The organism is Chitinilyticum aquatile DSM 21506, from assembly GCF_000430805.1.
In the GTDB taxonomy this organism is placed as follows: domain Bacteria; phylum Pseudomonadota; class Gammaproteobacteria; order Burkholderiales; family Chitinibacteraceae; genus Chitinilyticum; species Chitinilyticum aquatile.
Window position 1 is genome coordinate 201687 of record NZ_AUMS01000007.1, and the last position, 21034, is coordinate 222720.

Annotated in this window: 19 protein-coding genes; 2 read left to right on the forward strand and 17 right to left on the reverse strand. The window is 62.3% G+C overall.

The genetic code is table 11. From position 1 onward, the window contains the following. Positions 1-8 precede the first annotated feature (8 nt). The 10 genes from H559_RS0106185 to H559_RS0106230 form a co-directional block, all read right to left on the reverse strand. The gene (locus tag H559_RS0106185) at positions 9-506 is read right to left on the reverse strand and encodes a nuclear transport factor 2 family protein (protein ID WP_081412902.1); all 498 of its coding nucleotides are present in this window, start codon (positions 504-506) and stop codon (positions 9-11) included. Then, complete coding sequence (locus H559_RS0106190; protein ID WP_028451984.1) at positions 437-1204, reverse strand: SDR family NAD(P)-dependent oxidoreductase; 768 nt, start codon at positions 1202-1204, stop codon at positions 437-439. The genes H559_RS0106185 and H559_RS0106190 overlap by 70 nt, the downstream gene beginning before the upstream one ends. 11 nt (positions 1205-1215) lie before the next feature. After that, positions 1216-1734: a DUF3833 domain-containing protein gene (locus tag H559_RS0106195; RefSeq protein WP_028451985.1), complete on the reverse strand. Its 519-nt coding sequence runs from the start codon at positions 1732-1734 to the stop codon at positions 1216-1218. Continuing rightward, on the reverse strand, positions 1731-3023 hold the full coding sequence (locus H559_RS19205) for an MFS transporter (RefSeq protein ID WP_051278992.1): 1293 nt from the start codon (positions 3021-3023) through the stop codon (positions 1731-1733). Before H559_RS19205 ends, H559_RS0106195 begins: the two co-directional genes overlap by 4 nt. Further along, on the reverse strand, positions 3020-3541 hold the full coding sequence (locus tag H559_RS0106205; RefSeq protein ID WP_034639972.1) for a chalcone isomerase family protein: 522 nt from the start codon (positions 3539-3541) through the stop codon (positions 3020-3022). The genes H559_RS19205 and H559_RS0106205 overlap by 4 nt, the downstream gene beginning before the upstream one ends. Before the next feature lie 170 nt (positions 3542-3711). Continuing rightward, on the reverse strand, positions 3712-4932 hold the full coding sequence (locus H559_RS19210) for an SAM-dependent methyltransferase (protein ID WP_034639975.1): 1221 nt from the start codon (positions 4930-4932) through the stop codon (positions 3712-3714). Further along, on the reverse strand, positions 4929-5705 hold the full coding sequence (locus H559_RS0106215) for a DUF1365 domain-containing protein (protein WP_028451987.1): 777 nt from the start codon (positions 5703-5705) through the stop codon (positions 4929-4931). Before H559_RS0106215 ends, H559_RS19210 begins: the two co-directional genes overlap by 4 nt. Continuing rightward, positions 5686-7029 (reverse strand): NAD(P)/FAD-dependent oxidoreductase, encoded by a 1344-nt coding sequence (locus H559_RS19215; protein ID WP_081412903.1) that lies wholly within the window; start codon positions 7027-7029, stop codon positions 5686-5688. The genes H559_RS0106215 and H559_RS19215 overlap by 20 nt, the downstream gene beginning before the upstream one ends. A gap of 372 nt (positions 7030-7401) precedes the next feature. Continuing rightward, positions 7402-8163: an endonuclease/exonuclease/phosphatase family protein gene (locus tag H559_RS0106225; protein WP_034639977.1), complete on the reverse strand. Its 762-nt coding sequence runs from the start codon at positions 8161-8163 to the stop codon at positions 7402-7404. Between the two features lie 121 nt (positions 8164-8284). Continuing rightward, positions 8285-9169, reverse strand: a complete 885-nt coding sequence (locus H559_RS0106230) for an ArgP/LysG family DNA-binding transcriptional regulator (protein ID WP_028451989.1) — start codon at positions 9167-9169, stop codon at positions 8285-8287. A gap of 94 nt (positions 9170-9263) precedes the next feature. Between H559_RS0106230 and lysA the strand changes: the two genes are divergently transcribed. Continuing rightward, positions 9264-10499: a diaminopimelate decarboxylase gene (gene lysA / locus H559_RS0106235; protein ID WP_028451990.1), complete on the forward strand. Its 1236-nt coding sequence runs from the start codon at positions 9264-9266 to the stop codon at positions 10497-10499. Positions 10500-10725: 226 nt separating this feature from the next. Continuing rightward, the gene (locus tag H559_RS0106240; protein WP_034639979.1) at positions 10726-12750 is read left to right on the forward strand and encodes a bifunctional 2',3'-cyclic-nucleotide 2'-phosphodiesterase/3'-nucleotidase; all 2025 of its coding nucleotides are present in this window, start codon (positions 10726-10728) and stop codon (positions 12748-12750) included. A gap of 225 nt (positions 12751-12975) precedes the next feature. Here H559_RS0106240 and btsR read toward each other — a convergent pair whose 3' ends face one another. The 7 genes from btsR to H559_RS0106275 all read right to left on the reverse strand — a co-directional run bounded on the left by btsR (position 12976) and on the right by H559_RS0106275 (position 21030). Beyond that, the gene (gene btsR / locus H559_RS0106245; protein WP_028451992.1) at positions 12976-13695 is read right to left on the reverse strand and encodes a two-component system response regulator BtsR; all 720 of its coding nucleotides are present in this window, start codon (positions 13693-13695) and stop codon (positions 12976-12978) included. Position 13696: 1 nt separating this feature from the next. Continuing rightward, positions 13697-15397 (reverse strand): sensor histidine kinase, encoded by a 1701-nt coding sequence (locus H559_RS0106250; protein ID WP_028451993.1) that lies wholly within the window; start codon positions 15395-15397, stop codon positions 13697-13699. A gap of 60 nt (positions 15398-15457) precedes the next feature. Then, complete coding sequence (locus H559_RS0106255) at positions 15458-16867, reverse strand: L-serine ammonia-lyase (protein WP_028451994.1); 1410 nt, start codon at positions 16865-16867, stop codon at positions 15458-15460. A 95-nt stretch (positions 16868-16962) separates the two neighbouring features. After that, a complete protein-coding gene (locus tag H559_RS0106260) occupies positions 16963-18243 on the reverse strand; it encodes an SLC5/6 family protein (RefSeq protein WP_051278993.1) in 1281 nt (426 codons plus the stop codon). Between the two features lie 432 nt (positions 18244-18675). Next, entirely contained in the window at positions 18676-19422 is a 747-nt protein-coding gene (locus H559_RS0106265; protein ID WP_028451996.1) for a substrate-binding periplasmic protein, read from the reverse strand. A gap of 151 nt (positions 19423-19573) precedes the next feature. Continuing rightward, positions 19574-20131, reverse strand: a complete 558-nt coding sequence (gene scpB, locus H559_RS19220) for an SMC-Scp complex subunit ScpB (protein ID WP_034639980.1) — start codon at positions 20129-20131, stop codon at positions 19574-19576. After that, positions 20128-21030 carry a segregation and condensation protein A gene (locus tag H559_RS0106275; protein WP_028451997.1) on the reverse strand — a complete coding sequence of 301 codons (903 nt, stop codon included), beginning with the start codon at positions 21028-21030 and terminating at the stop codon, positions 20128-20130. Before H559_RS0106275 ends, scpB begins: the two co-directional genes overlap by 4 nt. Positions 21031-21034 lie beyond the last annotated feature (4 nt).

The window sequence follows — 21034 nt, forward strand, 5'->3', positions numbered from 1 at the left end:
GCGCCCCATTATCGCATGCGCGCCGCCAGCCAGCCCATCAGCCCGCCCACCAGGGGCAGATGGGCATACAGGCCGCTGGCGGCATCCCAGTAATCCAGATGCGAGTGCACCAGCCCGTCCGTGCCCAGCACCAGCCGGCTGCAGCCGTCAAACGACAGCGCCTTGCCGCGCAGGACAAAATCGAACTGCCACTCGACCATCGCGTCCTGCCCGGTGCGCCAGTGCCGCAGGATGCGGAATTGCGGCTGCGCCACTGCGGCAAACATGTGGCGGAAGATGGCGGCAATCGCCTCGCGACCACGCACGTCGTTGAACGGATCACGAAAGCGCGCCTCCGGCGCATAGCAGGCCGCAAGCGCTGGAATGCTCGCCAGATCCAGCGCCGCATAGCAGGCCAGCACGCGCGCCAGCCCCTCGGCCAGCAGCGTGTCGGCCTCTAGCGGGCAATCCGGCGCAGCAGTGGTCGGCGCAGGGCAAAGGGCAGCAGTCGCAGCAGTTTCAGCCATAGGGTAAAGCGCCTCGGAAAATGGGTTTCGAATTCGCCACGTGCCAGCCCGGCAACGATGGCATCGGCTGCCTGCTGTGGGGTCTGCAGCGCGGGCATGGCAAAGTCGTTGCGCGCGGTCAGCCGCGTGGCAACAAAGCCGGGGTTAACCAGATGGACAGAAATACCTTTCTCGGCCAGATCAACGTGCAGGATTTCGGCCAGATTGATCAGCGCTGCCTTGTGCGGGCCATAGTTGATCGCCTCAGGCATGCCGAAATACCCCGAGGGGCTTGCCAGCAGAACCAAACGCCCGCTTTGGCTGGCGAGCAATACCGGCATAATCGTTGCAAGACCGAGATACACGCTGTGCAGATTCACGTCCAGCGCACGGCTGGCCACACCAGCATCGAGCTGCCAGGCACGCGTGGGCTGGTAATCAGCGGCGCAGTGCACCCACACGTCTACCCCACCCCAGCGCTGCTGTAGAAAACCCAGCGCGGCAGCCCAGCCCGCCTTGCTGCAGGCATCAAAGGGCAGGCGCAGCGCATCGTCCGGCAACGCCAGCTCATCCAGCACGGCAGCGCGGCGCGCACTGATCGCCACACGCGCCCCCAGCCGCCCCAGCGTTTCCGCCAGCGCGCGGCCAATGCCGCTGGAGGCACCGACGATCCAGACGCGCTGGCCCTGCCAGTCAGTGAGCGGCGGATTGAGTGCCATTTCAGTCTCCCTCAGCGTTTCTTGAACGCCAGCGTGACTTCGCCCAAGTGGAAGCCGAACTTGCTCATGGCGGAGCGGTTGAGCAGCACGCCGTCCTGCTGCAGCCACATCCAGTCATCGAAACTGACCTCATACACCTTGTCGTCCACCGGCAGCTTCAGCGTGTACTCCCACTGCAATGCATTGCCTGCGGCGCGGCCGCTGGCCTTGCCGACCACATCGTCGGCAGTGCCGCTGTAGCTACCATCAGCCTCTTTGGTGATCGTCCACACGCGCCGGCTGGTACTGCCGTCGCTGTAGCTGAAATGCTCGTCGAGCACGCCGGTATTGCCCTGCCACCTGGCGTCGATCACCACCTTGAAGCGTTTCACGACCGTGCCGTCGCGCTTCTGGAACTGGCCCCAGCCGTCGATGGTGCCATTGAAATACTCTTCCAGCTTCAGCACCGGCTGCTGGTCGCGATAGGCATCGACCGAGACGCCGGCACAGCCGGCAAGGCCGAAAGTCAGAATGGCTAGCAGTTTTTTCATGATCGGCATTCCTGCAATGAAACGGGTTTGGTGACGGGGCAAGTCGCTGACTCATTCGCGGCATCGGCCACGGCAAATTCAGCGCGGTAGCGCTGCAGCAACCCAAAGGCCAGCAGTTTGAACACGCAGGGCAAGGCGGCATAACACACGGCCAGCGCCAGCAGCCCCTGGCCGCTGCCCGAGGAAAAGCCCAGCAGCTGCAAGAGTGGCAGCGATACGCCCACCGCCAGCGCCAGCGCCAGCTTGCCGCACAGGCTCCACCAGCCGTAACGCTGTGTAAGTGCCTCTTCACCGCCCAGCGCACCCAGCATCGCCGGCGGAATCACCAGATCGGCCCCCAGCAGCAGCCCGGTCAGCACGCAGATCGCGGCGAAAGGGATGACATCGCCCGCGCCCAGCCAGGGCACCGGCAGAAAGGCCAGCACACTGGCCAGCATTGCCGCACGCCAGCAAATCAGCCGGCCAAAGCGTCCCGCCAGCCACACCCAGACTGGCAGCCCAAGGACGGCGGCGAAGAAATACAGCGCCAGCAAAGGCCCAAGCCAGCGCTCGGCCTGCAGCACGTCGGCAATGAAAAATGGCGCCAGCGTCGCCGGCAGCGCGGCCGACATGGCATTAACCAGGTATACCGCCAGAAACTTGCGAATGTTGAATTCCGCCGGCCATACCCCATGCTGTTTATCGGCAAGCATGGCCGGTACAGCAAGCGCATGCCGTGGCAGCAGCACGATCGAGATCAAAAGCAGCAGCGTCAGCACCGCCAGAGCCAGCAGCAGCCACGCGGTCGCCCCCGCAAGCAATGCGGGCAGCAGTGCGCTGGCAAGCAGCACGCCGACCAAGCCGAAGCCTTCGCGGCTGCCATTGAGCCGGTTGCTTCCTTCCTGCGGGCCACCCAGCCGGAGCCCGAGCGCCAGATAGGGCAGCGTGATCAGGCTGTGCGCCAGTGCAATCACAGCCAGCGACAGCATCAGCCAGCCGGCCAGCGCCCAGGTTGACAGCAGAGGTGGTTGCAACAGCGCCAGCAAGCCCAGTGGCAACAACAGCCCCCCCATCCAGCGTGCTGGTGTTTCCAGCGGCGGATGTCGATCCAGCCAGCGCCCGAGCAAGGGATCCTGCAGGGTATCGAAGAGCCGAGCTGCCAGCACCGCGGCACCGGTCAGCCCGAGCCCCAGCCCCAGCTGATCATGATAGTGCCGTGGCGCAGTGACGTAGAGCGGTAAGGCGGCCATCGCCAGCGGCAGCCCGAGCAGACCGTAGCGCAGCCAGGCACGGCCTGCGGGCGCGCTCATGCTGGCTGCCCCAGCAAGGCACGGCGCAGGCCCGGCTCGCGTGTGCGCGGATCAAGCCAGATCGCGAAGAAGGCACGGCCGAACTCCGGATCGGAAATCTCGCCCAGCAACCGCCCCTGCTGATAGAAGCGTGCTGGACCGCCGGGCTGGTAGACACCGGTGAGCTCGTCGCCGTCCTTCACATCGACAAACACCCGGCGCATGGCATCTTCCCACTGTGCCAGTGCCGGCACCGGCCCGAACAGGCGGCGGATTTCATCGACACTGGTGCTGACAATGTCATCGCGCTCGATCTCGCGCCGGTAAATCAGCTGCAGCGCGTAGGGCTGATTCGGGCTGAGCCTGCCCTGCGGGGCGTACAGGCGTGCGTCGTAAATGCGCAAGGCCAGCCAGCGCATCTCGCCCTTGCCCACCAGCTGTGCCTGCGGCAGCTTGTCCTGCAGCCAGCGTGGCGCCTCGGCCAATACACCGGCATGTATTGCCATACAGCCAAATAAAATCAGAACAAAGCGAGTCATACCCACCCCCTAACAGACTGTTGTAAAACAGCCTGTGAACCGTTTTTTCGGCGAAGCCGGAAAAATGTATGAAAAGAAACAACAAGTCCTTGATTTTTAATGAGCTGGTTTACGCCGGGCTCAGCCCGGCGCTTGATCCCGGTGCAGAAGCCGACTTTTTCAACACCCTGCTACCCGGCGTGTTCCAGCCACCAGTGCGAGACGCCGATGCTGCCGGCGCGGAACCCCGCTTCGCAGTAGCACAGGTAGAAACGCCACAGCCGGATAAAGCCCTCGTCGTAGCCCTGCTCGCGGATGGCATCAAGATGTGCCTCGAAATCCTGCCGCCAGCGCAGCAAGGTTTCGGCGTAATCGATGCCGAAATCGCGCCGCTCCACCACGCGCAGCCCGGCGTCGCGCGCCTGTGCTTCAAAGGCCGTGCGGCTGGGGAGCATGCCGCCGGGAAAAATGTACTGCTGGATGAAATCGGTGCCGCGCCGGTAGTCGTCGAACAGGCTCTCGTCGATGGTGATGACCTGCAGTGCGGCCCGCCCCTCGCGCGACAGGTGACGCTTGAGCGTGGTGAAATACGTCGGCCAGTAGCGCTCGCCCACCGCTTCAAACATCTCGATCGAAACAATGTGATCGAAACGGGCGCTGGCCGGCAGATCGCGGTAATCGGTGAGGCTGCACTGCGCGAGCTTGTCGAGCCCCGCCGCGCGCAAGCGCTCCTGGGCATACGCCAATTGCTCGGTCGACAACGTCAGCCCCTGCACGCGCAAACCGGCACGCGCAGCGGTTTCCGCCAGCCCGCCCCAGCCGCAGCCGATTTCCAGCACGCTCTGCCCCGGACGTGCCTGCAGCCCGTCCAGCAGACGCAGGTATTTGCGCCGCTGCGCCTGCGCGAGATCCAGCGACAGATCACCGTCGAAACAGGCGCTGGAATAGGTCATCGTTTCGTCCAGCCACAGCCGGTAGAAGGCATTGCCCAGATCGTAGTGCGCCGAGATGTTGCGCCGGCTACCGCTGCGGGTGTTGGCGTTGAACAGATGGCGCAGCCGGTAGGCGAGCTTGCCCAGCCAGTTGCCATTGATCGCGGCTTCCAGCTGCGCGCGGTTGGCGATGGCAAGGCGGATCAGCGCGGTCCAGTCGTCGCAGTCGATCTGGCCGTCCCGGTAGGCTTCCGCCAGGCCGATGTCGCCACTGGCGAGGATGCGGCCAAACGCGGCCCAGTCCCGCACCTGCAGCGTTACCTGCGGCTGGCCATGCCCGCAGGCGCGCTGGCTGCCGTCGGGCAGCTCCAGCAGCAGCAGGCCGCCAGTCAGCTTGTCCAGCTGCTGCAGCAACAGCCGGGCACGCCAGGGGGCCTGGCGAGGTGCAATGCGGGGTTGGGCAATCACTCGGGTATTCATCGTGTCACCTCTTCAAGCGGTGGAGCCGGTTTGCGGAAAAACGGAACTTTTTTCAGCCACAGGCGCAGTGCCTGCCAGTGGATGCGCGCCATCACGCCAAAGGTCATCAGCGGATAGCCCAGCAGCAGCCGGCGTACGCTCGAAGCAGCCAGCGGCTGCGGCGCGCCCCACACGGCGGTATGCAGCAGGGGACCTTCCGGGTCGTCATAGCGGATGGCGACGCGCAGCCGGCCTGCCTGGTGGTCGAAACGGAAACGGTAGACGCCAGTCACCTCATTGAACGGCGACACATGCAGCACCTTGCGGCAAGCCAGCTCGCTGCCGGCGGCAATCGCCCCGCCGTCGCGGCTGGTCAGCAGATAGCAATGCTGCTCGCCAAAGGTGTTGTGCACCTCGGCCACCACGGCCTGCAAGGCGCCGGCCTGATCGAGGCAATACCAGAAGCTGACCGGGTTGAAGACATAGCCGAACATGCGCGGGAAACACTGCAGCCACACCTCGCCATCGGCTCGCGTGAGCTGATGCTGTGCCAGCAATTCGCGGATCCACGCTTCGGGCGCTCGGCCGCTGCGATCACCATGATCGGCGTAATGAAAGGACAGCGCGGAAAACCGGTTGATTGCAAAACCGGCGATGCGCGGCAGACTCTCCAGCGTGGCCACGCGCAGCAGCAGAAAGCCCACGCCGTAATCGAAGCGGTGCTCGGCCGGCCGCAGCCGGCGGTGCATCACCCGCCCGAAGCACAGGCTGGCGTCAGGCAGCCCGGCGAACATCGCGCGGCTCCCCGGTAGTCGGCATGAAAACCTCATCCAGTTCGGCCTGCCAGGGCACCGTTGCCCCCAGCGCCCGGGCCACTGCCATGCCGGCCTGCAGGCCGTCCTCGTGGAAGCCGTAACGGCACCAGGCACCGCAGAACCAGACCCCGTTCACCCCCTGGATGGTCGGCAATTCTGCCTGTGCGGCAATCGCTGCGGCGTCGAACAGCGGATGTTCGTAGTGGATTTCGCGCAGCAGATGCTCAGGCGCCGGCTCGTGCCAGGGATTGAGGGTGACTACCACCGGCTTGCTGAACGGCAGCGGCTGCAATTGATTGATCAGGTAGCTGACACAGACTGCGCGCTGCAGCTCGTCGCCCTGCGGGCCGCCCTGATAATTCCACGCCGACCACAATTTCTTGCGTCGCGGCAGGAAGGACGGATCGGTATGCACCAAGGCACGGTTTGGCTGGTAGCGCACGCTGGCCAGGATGCGGGTTTCGTCTGCGCTGGCGTCCGTCAGCATGGCCAGCGTCTGCGGGGCATGCGTGGCAAAAATCACCTCGTCAAAGCGCTTGCGCCCCAGCGCCGACTCGACCTGCACGCCTTCGTGGTTGCGCCACACGGCGCTGACCGGGGTAGCGACATGCACGGTCTGGATGCGCGGCAGCATGCGGCGCACGTATTCACGCGAGCCACCGAGCACGGTTTTCCATTGCGGGCGGTCATTCACCTGCAGCAGCCCGTGATTCAGGCAGAACTGCAGAAAGGTCGCAGCCGGAAACTGCAGGATTTCGCCATTCGGGCTGGACCAGATGGCCGCCGCCATCGGCAGCAGATACCAGTCACGCATCGTGTCGCCGTAGCCTTCGCGCTGCAGCAACTCGCCCAGCGTGGCACCGGATTCGCGCGCATCTGCCAGATGGCGCGCGGCTTGCGCATTGAAGCGCAGAATGTCGCGCAGCATGCGCCAGAAGGTCGGACGCAGCAGATTCTTGCGCTGGCCGAACACAGTATCGAGATTGCTGCCCGCCCATTCCAGGTCGAGGCTGGGCATGGCGACGGCAAAACTCATGTCGCTTGCCACCGTTTCGACGCCAAGATGGGCAAACAACTGAATCAGATTAGGATAGGTGCGGTCGTTGTGCACCAGAAACCCGGTATCGACCGGATAGGTGACGCCATCGAGGGTGACATCGATGGTATTGCTGTGGCCGCCGACGTAATCGGCTGCTTCGAACAGCGTTACGTCATGCTGTGCCGCCAGCAGCCAGGCGGCGGACAAACCGCTGATGCCACCGCCAATCACGGCGATGCGTTTGCGCTGATCACTGTGAGCCATGATGCCTGCCTTGTAGTTTGTACAACTCACTGTACGCTTTTGTACAATACAAAACAATCAAATATGGCTATCAGCCTGATTTGTACAGGCTATCAACAGGGCAAAATCATGCTCAATCGTGCGAAGCGGATGCGAAACGCCAGCTGCATCGCCATATAGATCAATAGGTATAGTCATGCAGCCATTTATCATGAGGGGCTGCATTGACATACCTGGCATTATGATTTGCCAGCTCCTGCAGCAGCAGGCTTGCACTCACTGCAGTAGCAATCTGTACAAGCTTGCGGCCTGCACTGATGGACGGTAAGGCACGGGCTCGGCTGACTGCCTGCTTGCTTTTGTACAGTCCGGAACACTTGGCCAGCGGGCCGCTCAGCTGCGCAGCAGGCTGGCGTAGAGCGGCGCGTGATCCGACATCGCATGCCAGGGCGCACCGGCCAGCACTTCGGCCGTTTCGATGCTGAAGCCGCGCGTGTAGATGCGGTCCAGGCACAGCAGCGGCATGCGCACCGGAAAGCTCTTCGCCGGCCTGCCGTGCAGGGATTCGAAAGCCTCGTAGAGGCCCAGCTCGCGCGCCAGAATGCGCGAGGCTTCTTTCTGCCAGTCGTTGAAGTCGCCAGCCAGCACCAGCGGCGAGTGCCCGGGTACTTCGTGGTGGATGCAGTCGATCAGCATCGCCAGCTGGCGGCGGCGGTCGCGGGCGCGCAGATTCAGGTGCACGCAGAAAGCATGCAGCGGACGCGACCAGTGCGGGATGTTCACCACGCAGTGCAGCAGGCCACGCTGCTCGAAACGGTGCAGCGTCAGATCATGGTTGTGCCAGCGGCTGACCGGATAGCGCGACAGCACCGCATTGCCGTGATGGCCCTGCTCGTAGACGGCATTGCGCCCGTAGGTCGCCAGCCAGCCCTCGCCGGCCAGAAATTCATGCTGCGGCAAGGCCGGCCAGTGCTCGAAGCGCCGGGCATGGTGCTGATGCTCGCCCTGCACTTCCTGCAGGAACACCACGTCGGGATGAATATCGGTCAGCGCCTCGCGCACGTCATGCAGCACCAGCTTGCGATTGAGCGGCGAAAGTCCCTTGTGGATATTGTACGAAGCAACGACCAGCTTGCGATCGGTAGAACTGTGCATCAGGCTGATCCTGTCCGGACAGGCGGACTGTGTTGCGGATGTCATGATTATATGAACGCAGACACCCGGCTATCGCGGCACAATTACCGTTGCCAGCCGACGAAGCGCACTTTTCAAGCCATCAGCCGGCCTGCTGGCCCACAAACCGGGCAATGGCCTGCGCCAGACGGCGGGCCGGCTCCGTCTGGCGGCTCCAGTGATGCCAGAACAACGGTACGGCAATCGGGGCAATGCCGGGCAGCTGCACCAGTCGGCCCTGCGCAACCACTGCAGCGGCTTGCGCCGCCGGTACCAGCCCGTAGGCCAGCCCGGCGCAGACAGCACCGAACAGCGCGGTCGAATCGGGGATCACATGGCAGGGATAATCGCCGTGCTGCAAGCCATGCTGCTCACGCAGCCAGCGGCGGTGGATGCTGTCCTGCTGGCCGAATACGGCAGCCGGCGCATCGGCCAGGCTCTGGGCATCCAGCCCTCCGGCAAAGAAGCGCGCGGCAAACTCGGGGGTGGCCACCAGCACATACTGCATTACCCCGAGTGGAATTACGCCACAGCCCCCGATCTGCTGGGGCTGCGTGCCGATACATCCGATCACCTCACCCAGACGCAGTTGCGCCAGCGTCTGTGCTTCGTCCGCCACCACACAATCGAGCAGCAGGCGATCCGCCAGCAGCTCAGGTGCAAGCGCAGGCAGCAGGCCGAGGGCGAGGCTGTCGGCATTCACGCCGATACGCAGCGTCAGCCAATCCGAAGCGGCCGCATCGAAACTGCCGTTGAGCTCAGCCTCAAGCAGGCGAACCTGCCGCACATGCGCCAGCAGTTTCTGGCCTGCCGCTGTGGCGCGCACCGGCGTATCACGCACCAGCAGTACCGTGCCGCTGCGCTCTTCCAGCTGGCGGATACGCTGCGAGATGGCGGATTGCGTCAGATGCAGCCGCCGCGCCGCGCCATCGAAGCTGCCGGCCGCCACGACTGCATCCAGCGCCTCCAGCAATTTGTAATCGAGCATTAGCCTGCCTGCACGCCGATAAGAAAAGATCGTTTTACCACGGCAGCGGGGTTTGATTGAATAGCGCCAGACACAAACCCTGAAGGAAATACGCATGAAGCCCGTCAATGGCCCGCAACTGGTCAGCATCGCCCGCGCACACGGCACACCGTGCTGGATTTACGACGCTGCCATCATCCGCGAGCGCATCAGCCAGTTGCGTCAATTCGACGTGATCCGCTTCGCGCAGAAAGCCTGCTCCAATACGCACATCCTGCGCCTGATGCGCGAACAGGGTGTGAAGGTGGATTCGGTTTCGCTGGGCGAAATCGAGCGCGCGCTGGCGGCGGGCTTTTCTGTGGGTGGCGTGCATAGTGATATTGTTTTCACCGCCGACCTGCTGGATCGTGCCACTCTCGCTCGCGTGGTCGAACTGAAAGTGCCGGTGAACGCCGGCAGCCCGCAGATGCTGGAACAGCTCGGCCAGGCAAGCCCCGGCCACCCGGTATGGCTGCGCATCAACCCGGGTTTCGGCCACGGCCACAGCCAGAAAACCAATACCGGCGGTGAAACCAGCAAGCACGGCATTTGGCACGAGCAGCTGGCTGAAGCCTACGCGTTGATCGACCAGTACGGCCTCGATCTGGTGGGGCTGCACATGCACATCGGCTCGGGCGTCGATTACAGCCACTTGTCCGAAGTCTGCGATGCGATGGTCGCCCAGGTAAAAGCCAGCGGCCGCGACCTGCAGGCGATTTCTGCCGGTGGTGGCCTGTCGATTCCGTACAAGGTCGACGGTGAGCGCATCGATACCGCGCATTACTTCAGCCTGTGGGACAAAGCGCGCAAGGAAATCGAAGCGCATCTGGGCCACCCGGTGACACTGGAAATCGAACCCGGCCGCTTCCTGGTGGCCGAATCCGCCAAGCTGATCGCCGAGGTTCGCGCCAAGAAAGATGCCGGCAGCAATCACTTCGTGCTGTGCGACGCCGGTTTCAACGACCTGATGCGCCCGGCCATGTACGGCAGTCATCATGAAATCAGCGTGCTGACGCCGGCAGGCGAAGTACGCAGCGCCGACGTCCGCCCTACTGTTGTCGCCGGCCCGCTGTGCGAATCGGGCGACGTCTTCACCCAGGAAGAAGGCGGCACGGTGATCCCGCGTGATTTGCCAGCGGCGGAAATCGGCGACTGGATGGTGTTCCACGATGCCGGTGCCTACGGTGCGTCGATGTCGTCGAACTACAATACCCGCCCGCTGATCCCGGAAGTGCTGATTGATGGCAGCGAGATCAAGCTGATCCGCCGCCGCCAGACGGTAGCCGAGCTGCTGGCGCTGGAAAACTGCTGACGGGACACAACATCTCGATCCGATCCGAAAGGATACAAGCAAGGGTATGACCCTGCAGCCTAGTAAATTTAAAGCCTGCAAGGTCATACACCATCAAGAATCGAGCATGCAATGCCGCCAGACAAATGCTGCCTTGCTTTCAATACTTAACCAAAGCTTTACTTACATGTAACACTTCAAAAATAGAATGCATCAGGTCTTTTCTTAACCAACGAGACCTGTCTCCATGAAACATGCATTCATGCGCCATGTACTGGCGCTAAGCTTGACTATTGCTTTGGGCGCCTGCGGGGGCGGTTCGGGCAACAATCAGGTCACCCCTCCTACGGTCGTAGGCCCGGCAGAGGGCGACACCATCAATCTGGCCGTGCTCGAAACCACCGATCTGCACACCAATCTGAAATCTTACGATTATTACAAGACCGCTGATGATCCGAAGGTTGGCCTGGAACGTACCGCTAGCCTGATCAATGCTGCTCGCAAGGAATTTGGCAATACCCTGCTGGTCGACAACGGCGACACCATCCAGGGCACCCCGCTTGCCGACTATGAAGCACTGGTCGCCCAGCTGGCCTGCAACGACACGCTGACCCAGTACAAGGCGATGAATGCCATTGGTTATGATATCGCTACGCTGGGCAACCACGAATTCAACTATGGCCTGGATTTCCTTTACCAGGTTACCGGCAAGGCTCACAGCTATCAGGGCAAAACCCGGACCTGCAAGGGGCCTAATTTCCCGCTGGTGCTGGCCAATGTGTATGACATCACCACCAAGCAGCCCATTTATCAGCCGTGGCAAATTCTTGAGCGCCAGTTTGTTGACAGCAAAGGCATCAAGCGCACCATCAAGGTGGGTGTGATCGGCTTTACACCACCCGGCATCATGCAGTGGGACAAGCGCTGGCTGGAAGGCAAGCTCATCGTGGAAGGTGCCAAGGATTCTGCTGCCAAATATGTGCCGGAAATGCGCAAGGCTGGTGCCGATGTGGTGGTGGCACTGGTTCACGGCGGTATCAACGTCAAATCCAATGGCAACGATGAAGATCCGGTCTATGGCGTGGCTGGCGTACCCGGCATTGACGCCATCGTCGCTGGCCACTCTCACACATCATTCCCGGGCGGCACCACTTACACCGCTCAGGACATCGACAATACCAAGGGTCTGATCAAGGGCGTTCCCGTTGTTCAAGCCGGTTTCTGGGGTAGCCACCTGGGCGTAATCAAACTGAATCTTGCGTACAAGAACGGCAAGTGGGTCACCGACAGCAGCAAATCGCAATCCGAAGTTCGCGCAATCTATGACAGCAAGACAGCCAAGCCGCTGGTTGAGGCGGATGCCAACGTCACTGCTGTCATCAAGCCTGCACATGACGCCACCGTGAAGTATGTGAACACCCCGGTGGGCACTACCGAACTGCGTCTGTCTTCCTATCTGTCGCAAATCGGTGATACCGCTGCCATCGAATTGCTGAACGCGGCCCAGGCCGACTATGTCAGCAAGTACGTGAACGCCAATCTGCCGCAGTACAAGAATCTTCCGGTTCTCTCTGCCCAGGCTCCGTTCAAGGGCGGTTTTGCCGGTGCCAGCGATTACACCGACGTCGCCGCCGGCCCCTTGTCGATTCGCAGCGCGGCCGATCTGTATCTGTACAGCAACACCATCTACGCAGTAAAAATCAAGGGGCGCAGCCTGAAGGGCTGGCTGGAAAACTCGGCCGAGCAATTCAATACCATCGACCCGACCAAGACAGCCGATCAGGAACTGCTCAACCCGGCGTTCAAGGTCTACAACTTTGACATCTTTGATGGCGTGACTTACGAAATTGACCTGACCCAGGCTCCCGGCAACCGGATCGTCAATCTCAAGCACAACGGCGTAGCGGTCAGCGATACCCAGGAATTCATCGTGGCCACCAACAACTACCGCGCCAGTGGCATCATCAACCCGAATATCTACAAGGGAATTATCCCGACTGACGTCGAAGTGCTGCTGGCGGCACCCGATGCCAACCGTGATGTGGTGATCAGCTATGTGCAAGGCATCAAGACGGTAACATCTGCCAAGTTCACCCCGAACAAGAACTGGCGCTTCAAGCCGCTGCCAAACCAGGCAGGCAAGGTGGTCTTCCGTTCAGCTCCCGCCGCAGTCGATGCGCTGGCTACGGAAAAAATCAGTAATGTCGTCCTCAACGACAGCACGGCTGACAGCAAGGGTCTGGTCGGTTTCCGCATCGACCTGACCAAGTAAGCCGGATACCCGGTTGCTACGGCAGCCGGGCTAGCCGACCGGGTGCGACTACCCGGTGCGATCTGCGCCAGCCATCCGGTTCGCACCACGGCACGCCAGCCTCCATCAAAAAGTATTGCCCTGCAGGCCTTGAATCACAAGGGCTACAGGGCAATACCCATTTATACCACCGAGAACACGGGCCCAACCTGCCTGCAGGACAAGTCACTACCTTCTTGATGCCCATTACATGATGCCAAGCCGCTCCTTGATTTCGGGCAGCAGGCGGCGGCTGATCGGAATGGCGCGCCCGCGTCGGGTGACGAACTCGGCCAGTCCGCTTTCGAGATAGCGCAGCTTGTGCACCAGATCGATGTTCACCAGATACTGCCGGTGGCAGCGCAGCAAGGCGGTGCGCTGCTGCAGGATGTTCAGCCGCAGCGTGGTCATGCGCTCGTGCCCTTCCAGATCCGACACGTAGATTCCGGTCGTTCGCGATTCGACATATTCAACTTCGTCGAGCTTGATGAATACAACAGCCTGCTGGCTGAAACAGGGTATCTGGCGCAGACGGCTGGCCTCGGGCAGCACGCTGAAGTCCTGCCGGCACAGGCTGTTGCGCAGGCGCCGGAGCGTCTGCTCCAGCCGGTCGGCGGTGACGGGTTTGAGCAGGTAATCGAAGGCGTTTTTCTCGAAGGCCTGCACCGCATATTCGTCATACGCGGTCAGGAAAACGATGTGCGGCATGGTGTCGGGGTCGAGCATGCCCAGCATCTCGATGCCGGTGATCTGCGGCATCTGGATATCCAGAAACACCACATCGGGCTTGTCGGCATGAATGCGGCCCAGCGCCTCGATGGCGTTGCCACACTCCCCCAGAATCCGGATGTCGGCCGCAGGCTCCAGCGTGCGCCGCAGCGCCTGCCGGGCAAAGGGTTCATCATCGACAATCAGGGCGGTGATCATGTCAGCTCGCAGCCTCCAGCGGAATCCGGACCGTGGCCCGGGTTGATACATTTGCTTCGCACGTCATGGTGACACCGAAGGATTCGCCATGGCGGTTCTTGATGCGCCGGTCCACGATGTTCATGCCCAGCCCGCCGCCGCCGGGTTTCGGATCATAGCGGCCGGCATTGTCTTCGACTTCCAGCAGGATGACGCTGCCCTCCTGGCGGGCGCTGATCCGGATATGGCCGGGGCTGATGATCTGCGAAGTACCGTGCTTGATGGCATTCTCGATCAGCGGCTGCAGCGTGAAGGCCGGAACGCGCACACTCAGCAGCGGCTCGGGGATGTCGATCTCGACAGACAGTCGGTCGGCAAATCGCACCAGCTGGATGCCGAGATATGCCGTGATGTGTTCGATTTCTTCAGAAAGCATCACATCCTCGGTCGGGCGTTTCAGGTTCTTGCGCAGGAAGACAGCCAGATCGGTCAGCAGCTCGCGCGCCTTGCCCACGTCATCATGGGTGACCGCAATGATGGTATTGAGCGTGTTGAAGAGAAAGTGGGGATTCACCTGGGCATGCAGCAGCTTCAGCTCTGACTGGATCAGCAGGTTTTTCTGCCGCTCGTAGCGGCCATCCAGGATCTGGCTGGAAAGCAGCTTGGCGATGCCCTCGCCCAGCGTGCGATTGATGGTCGAGAAAATCCGTGTTTTGGGTTCATAGAGCTTGATCGTGCCAATGACCTGCTTCCCTTCCCCCACGAGCGGTATCACCAGCGAGGACCCCAGCTTGCAGTGCGGGCTGATCGAACACTGGTAGGGAACCTCGTTGCCATCGGCAAAGATGACCTCGTTGCAGTTGATCGCATGCAGCGTCTGCGGCGAGGTGATGGGGGTGCCCGGCAAATGGTGGTCGGCGCCCATGCCGATGAAAGCGAGGATTTTCTCGCGGTCAGTGATCGCCACCGCGCCGACGCCGGTCTGCTCGTAGATGATGCGCGCCACGCGCGTGCTGTTTTCCTGGTCGAAGCCTTCGCGCAACACGCCATCGACATGCGCGGCAATATCGAGCGCCTTGGCGGAGAAGGCGCGCGACTGCTGCTCGATGCTGTCGCGCCGGTCCAGCAGGATTTTCACGAACACCGCCGCACCGGCAGTATTGGCCAGCAATTCGGGCAGCGCGATCAGCTTGACGATACCGAGGGCTTCATCAAAGGGGCGCGACAGCGCCAGATCAATGCCGAGCTCGATCAGGATGGTCAGGAAAGTCAGCCCGCCCGCCAGCAAGGGGCTGAACAGGAGACGGGTTTTGCCGCGCCTGATCAGGTAGCGGTGCACCAGTCCGCCGATCAGGCCCTGCATGACGATGTCGATCGCCGCCGCCAGCCCGAAGGAGCCGCCCAGCGAATAGCGATGGATGCCTCCCGTGATGCCCACGGCCACCCCGACGACCGGGCCGCCGAGCAAGCCGCCCAGCACGGCGCCGATGGCCGGCGTATTGGCAATGGCATTGCCGCTGACGACCGGCAGCCCCAGCATCGTTCCCATGATGCAGAACGCCGAAAAGATCACGTAGCACGCAATCCTGTGCGGCCAGCGGATGCTGGCGCGGGTCAGCGGGATGAAAAGCCGGGTGCGGCTCAGCGCATAGGCCACCACCAGATACACGCACATCTGCTGGAGCAGCAACACCGTCAGGGTGGCAATCGAATGCAGATCCACGTCAGCTATCCCTTCCCCGCCTGTTCTGCCCTGCGCAGGGCATGCTTGCCCGGCACACCCTCAGGGCGCCCAGCGTATGCATTCCACCACCGGCTCGGCGGCAACGGCTGGTGCGGCCACCAGCTTAAGTGCCAGCCCCCCGCACGAGGTTTCGCGGTATTTGGGGTCCATGTCCTTGCCGACTTCGAACATCACTTCGATTACCTTGTCGAGCGGAACGATCGGCGCACTGGTGCGGCACAGCGCCATTCGTGCCGCGTTGATCGCCTTGACCGCGCCCATCGCATTGCGCTCGATGCAGGGAATCTGCACCTGGCCGCCAACGGGGTCGCAGGTGAGGCCGAGATTATGTTCCATGGCAATTTCGGCAGCAATGCAGACCTGTTCGGGCGAGCCACCCAGCAGTTCGGCCAGGCCGGCAGCAGCCATCGAGCAGGCCACGCCCACTTCGCCCTGGCAGCCAACCTCGGCACCGGAAATCGATGCATTGGTCTTGAACAGCGCGCCAATCGCGGCAGATGCCAGAAAGAAGCGCACGCAGGCAGACTCGTCGAGCGGCGTAATAAAGTGGTTGTAGTAGGCCAGCACGGCAGGCACAACCCCGCACGCGCCATTGGTCGGTGCAGTGACCACGCGCCCGCCGGCCGCGTTTTCCTCGGAAACGGCCAGTGCGAACATATTGACCCAGTCAATGATGTTCATCGGGTCACGCGACAGCGCCTCGGACGATGCCAGCCGGCGGCGCAGGGCAACGGCGCGGCGCGGCACGCGGAATGGCCCGGGCAGCACACCTTCGGTTTTCATGCCACGGTCAAGACACTGCCGCATCGTGGTCCAGATGTGGCTGAAGTAGTGGTTGATTTCATCCTGGGTATGCAGGCGCAGCTCGTTTTCCAGCACCAGCCCGGACAGGGAAAGTCCCGTGCTGCGGCAATGCGCCAGCAGGCCTTCCGCATTGGCGTAGGGATAGGGAACAGCAGTCGCGCCCTCGTCCGCCGCGCCATTGTCGCCATCTTCGATGACAAAACCGCCGCCGATCGAATAGTAGTTCTTGTCCAGCAGGAGCTGCTCACCGGAAAAGGCCTTCAGCGTCAGCCCGTTCTCGTGCCGGGGCAGGTTGGATCGGTGAAAGGTCATGGCGGCCGCGGGAAAATCGACTTCGGGGCCATGCTCGCCCAGCCGGATCCGCCGCTCGCTGCGCACCTTCTGGATAAGCCCGGGAATCACGTCGACATCGACACTGTCGGGCAGCTCGCCCATCAACCCGAGCAGAAGTGCTACATCGGTCTTGTGGCCGATGCCGGTCAGTGCCAGCGAACCGAACACATCCACCTGCAGCGCCGTCGTCCTGGCCAGCAGGCCGCGCTCGCGCAGGTCATCGACAAATTTTCTGGCTGCATTCATCGGGCCGAGCGTATGGGAGCTGGACGGGCCGATACCGACCTTGTAGAGCTGGAACATGCTGATCATGATGGGAATCCTCTTGATATGTGCTTCAGAAGAAGGCGGCGTCCGCCCTGCTGCCCCGGCAATCAGGGCGGCAGGGCGTGTACGCGATGGTCAGCTCAGTGTCCGAGCAGGGAGTAGAAGATCGCCGACATGGCAACCGCACCGATGAAGATCACCAGAACATTGCTCGGGCGATTGGCATACTTGCGCATCGCCGGCACCTTGCGGATGGCGTACATCGGCATCACAAAGAGCAGTGCAGCGATGATCGGGCCGCACAGCGATTCGATCATGCCCAGGATGCTCGGGTTCAGCGTGGCCACGATCCAGATGATTGCGAACATGAACAGCAGGCTGAAACGGTTGATGGCCTTGTCGCTGGCCTGCTTGCCGCGGCCTTCGAGCTGCTGGGCGATAAAGCCGTTCAGACCTTCACGAGCGCCCAGATAGTGGCCGAGAAAGGATTTCGACATGGCGACAAAGGCCACTGCTGGTGCCAGCCAGGCCACCAGCGGGGTCTGGAACTTGTTGCCCAGATAGGAAAGGATGGAAATGTTCTGTTCCTTGGCAGCAGACAGATCAGCCGGCGACAGCGCAAACACACAGCTGAACACGAAGAACATCACGACCAGTACCATCAGCAGCGCGGCGTACTTCTCGATGCGCTCGCCCTTCTTCACGGCATCCTTGCCGTATTGCTGCTGCTGCGCGACAGCAAAGCGCGAAATCACCGGCGAATGGTTGAAGGAAAACACCAGCACCGGAATGCTCAGCCACAGTGTCACGCCGAATTTGCCGGCGGACGGCATGCCGTGCAGTACGGCCGAATTCCATTCCGGTGCCAGAAACAGGCCAAGGCCGATGAGCACCGCGATGAAGGGATAAACCAGCCAGCCCATGACACGCACGACCAGCTGCTCGCTGGATGCGACGATGCCGATCAGCCCGGCGGTCAGCACGAAGGACAGCAGCGCACGCGGCAAGGGTGACATGCCCAGCTGGTGCACCATGAAGGACTCGACGGTATTGGTCAGCCCCACGCCATAGAGCAGCAGGATGGGAAGGATGGTGAAGAAGTACAGCAGCGTGATCAGCTTGCCGGCCAGCGGACCGAAATGCTCGCCGACGACTTCGGTGATGTCGCTACCCGGCTTCGAGGACGAAAGGATGAAACGGATCAGCCCCCGGTGCGCCAGATAGGTCATCGGGAACGCCAGCAGCGCCATGACCAGCAGCGGCCAGATGCCGCCCAGACCGGCGTTGATCGGCAGGAACAGGGTGCCCGCGCCGATGGCGGTGGCAAAAAGACCCAGCACCCAGGTGGTGTCATGGGCGGTCCAGGATGATGGGGCGACGGGGCGGATCACGCCGGCGTCGATGGCGTCACTGGCAGACATAGCTACTTCCTCCTTTGGATGGGCTGTGACTGACGATGGCAATCACGGCATGGAGAAAGTGTAAGAGCGGCCTGACTAGCCCTCTGGCATATGTTCGGAACGGCAGAATGAGCAATTAAATGGTCGATTCGTCACGCGAACGGAGAAGCCCGCGCATGACAATGAACTGGACATTTCGGGGCTGAGCACAGCGGAAGAGCGCGGGCATACACCGCCCCGGCCAATCAGCCCGAGTGCTCAGGCGGCGGCCCGGACGCAGAATGGGGGTAAGCAGCACGCCGCCTTTTACCCTACCCTGTGCGGCAGCGGGCGCGGTGTGACGTTCGCCCGGGATCGTTTGGCAAGGCCACGCCAAGCACCAGGTATACTTTCGCAGCCCTTTTTTTGAAAGGACTGCAAATCAGTACCAGCGGATGTATATGTGGACGCAGTTTATGGTTGCGGCAATTCGGGCAGCCAGCGGCGGAATATCTCGGCGTAGCTGCCATCCTTCTTCATCGCATCCAGTGCCGCCTGCCAGGCCTGCACGACTACATCGGGAGTGCCCCGGTTGAACGCGATATAGCTGCTGTTTTGCGAGAAAACCTGCACCAGCACCAGATCCCCGGGCTGACCGCCGGCCTGGCGCCACTGCAGCGCCGCCGTGGCAGTGTCGGTGGCCATCAGCGGCGCACGGCCGTTGCGCATCATCTTGGCCATCTGCGGCGGATCGTTGACCGGATAGAGGTTGGTGAAGCCCAGGGTTTCCAGCTGCTGCTGGGTAAACCAGCCGCGCACGACCAGGATGCTTTTCGCCTTGCGGGCCTCGTCCAGATTGTTTGGCCCAGTCCAGCGAGCGCGTACGGCATAGATGCCGCCATTGATCGGCGCAATCGGCCCCACCCACTTGAACTGCTTTTCCCGCTCGGCCGTGCGCGCCACGGTAAACAATACGGTATCGGGCTGCTCCTGCAGGCTGCGGTAAGCCCTTAGCCATGGCTGCAGTTGGATATCGTCCTGATTGCCGACACGACGCTGGATTTCGCGCACCACATCGACCGCCATTCCGGTCAGCATGCCGTCACGGGCAAAGCTGATCGGCGGGTATTCCTCGGTGAGAATGGTCAGCGACCGGTTGGCCGCCTGCGCCGGCAGGCAGGCCAGCAGCAGTACGCAGATGAAAGACCAGAGATACGGCATGGCTTCTCCTGCTGTTGCGGGTGGGCGGCACTACGTTCCGGTGCGGCAAGCGTGTCGCTGCACGCCAGAAAAGCACGAACGATAAGGAAGGTTTAGCACCGCACGGGGGATACAGGCAAGCTGGCGGGCTTGCACTTGCAGCACTCGGAAGCTAAGCCGTTTCCTGCGCGTCGGGCAGCACCAGCGTACCCAGCTCGGCCAGCGGCGGCAGATCCTTGAGGCTGGCCAGCCCCAGGTCGGCCAGAAAATCTTTCGTCGTCGCCAGCAGCTCGGGGCGGCCCGGCACTTCGCGGTGGCCGACAACGTCGATCCAGCCGCGCTCCTTCAGCGTCTGGATGATGGCACTCGAGACCGTCACGCCGCGGATTTCCTCGATGTCGCCGCGCGTCACCGGCTGCTTGTAGGCGATGATCGCCAGCGTTTCCATCACCGCGCGCGAGTAGCGCGGCGGCTTTTCGGGCTTGAGGCGTTCCAGGTAGGGCTGCATGTCGAGCCGCGCGCGAAAGCGCCAGCCATTGGCAAGCCGCACCAGCTCGACGCCGCGCCCGTCCCAGTCGCGCTGCAGCTCTTCCAGCACGGAAATCAGCTCGCCGCCTTCCGGCGGCACGCCGAACAATTGCTTCAGCTGCGCAACGGACAGGGGCTCCTGGCTCGTCAGCAGTGCGGCCTCCAGCACGGTTTTCAGATGGCGGCGGTCGATGTCGCTCATGCGCTCATTTCCTCGGAAGCCAGCAGCGCGTCATGGCGCGCCCTGCCCGCGCGGCTGGCGTAAATCGGCGCGTAGCCGCTGTAGGGCGGGTTTTCGATGCTCAGCTCGTGCCGCCCGGCCTCGGGGTCGAAGCCGGCCTGCGACACGCGGATCATTTTCTCTTTCACCAGTTCGAGCACGGCCGAAAACGTGACCACCAACATCGGCACGCCGCGCGTGTGGTCGAACAGGTCGATGAAATCATGGTGGCGGCCGTCGTCGAGCACGCGCAGGATATGGCTCATCTGCTCGCGCACCGATAATTCGTCAGCCTGGATGGTATGGTGCTTGCGGTTTTTCGCGCGAGTCAGGATGGTCAGCCACGCGGCCTTCAGATCAGCCGGACGGACTTCCGGCAGGCAGTCGGCCAGCTCGCGCTCGAAGACGGCAAACGCCCAGAGGAAATCGCGCCCGGCCTGCGGCAACTGGTCCAGCTCGAAGGCGGCAAGCTTCATCTGCTCGTAATCCAGCAGCCGGCGTACCAGCTCGGCACGCGGGTCGTCCGCCTCGCCCTCCTCGCTCGCGGGGGTCTTGGGTAAAAGCATTCGCGACTTGATTTCGATCAGCAGCGCGGCCATCAGCAGGTATTCGGCGGCAAGCTCCAGCCGTTCGGACTGCATCGCGTCGACATACTGCATGTACTGCGCGGTAACCGCCGCCATCGGAATGTCGAGGATGTCGACGTTCTGCTTGCGAATCAGGTAGAGCAAGAGATCAAGCGGGCCTTCGAAACTTTCCAGCAGCACGCGCAGCGCATCGGGCGGGATGTAGAGATCATGCGGCAGCGCCAGCACCGGCTCGCCGAACACGTGCGCCAGCGGCTGCGCGGCAGCAGGCTGGCCGGCATCAGCGGGCGCCACCTCC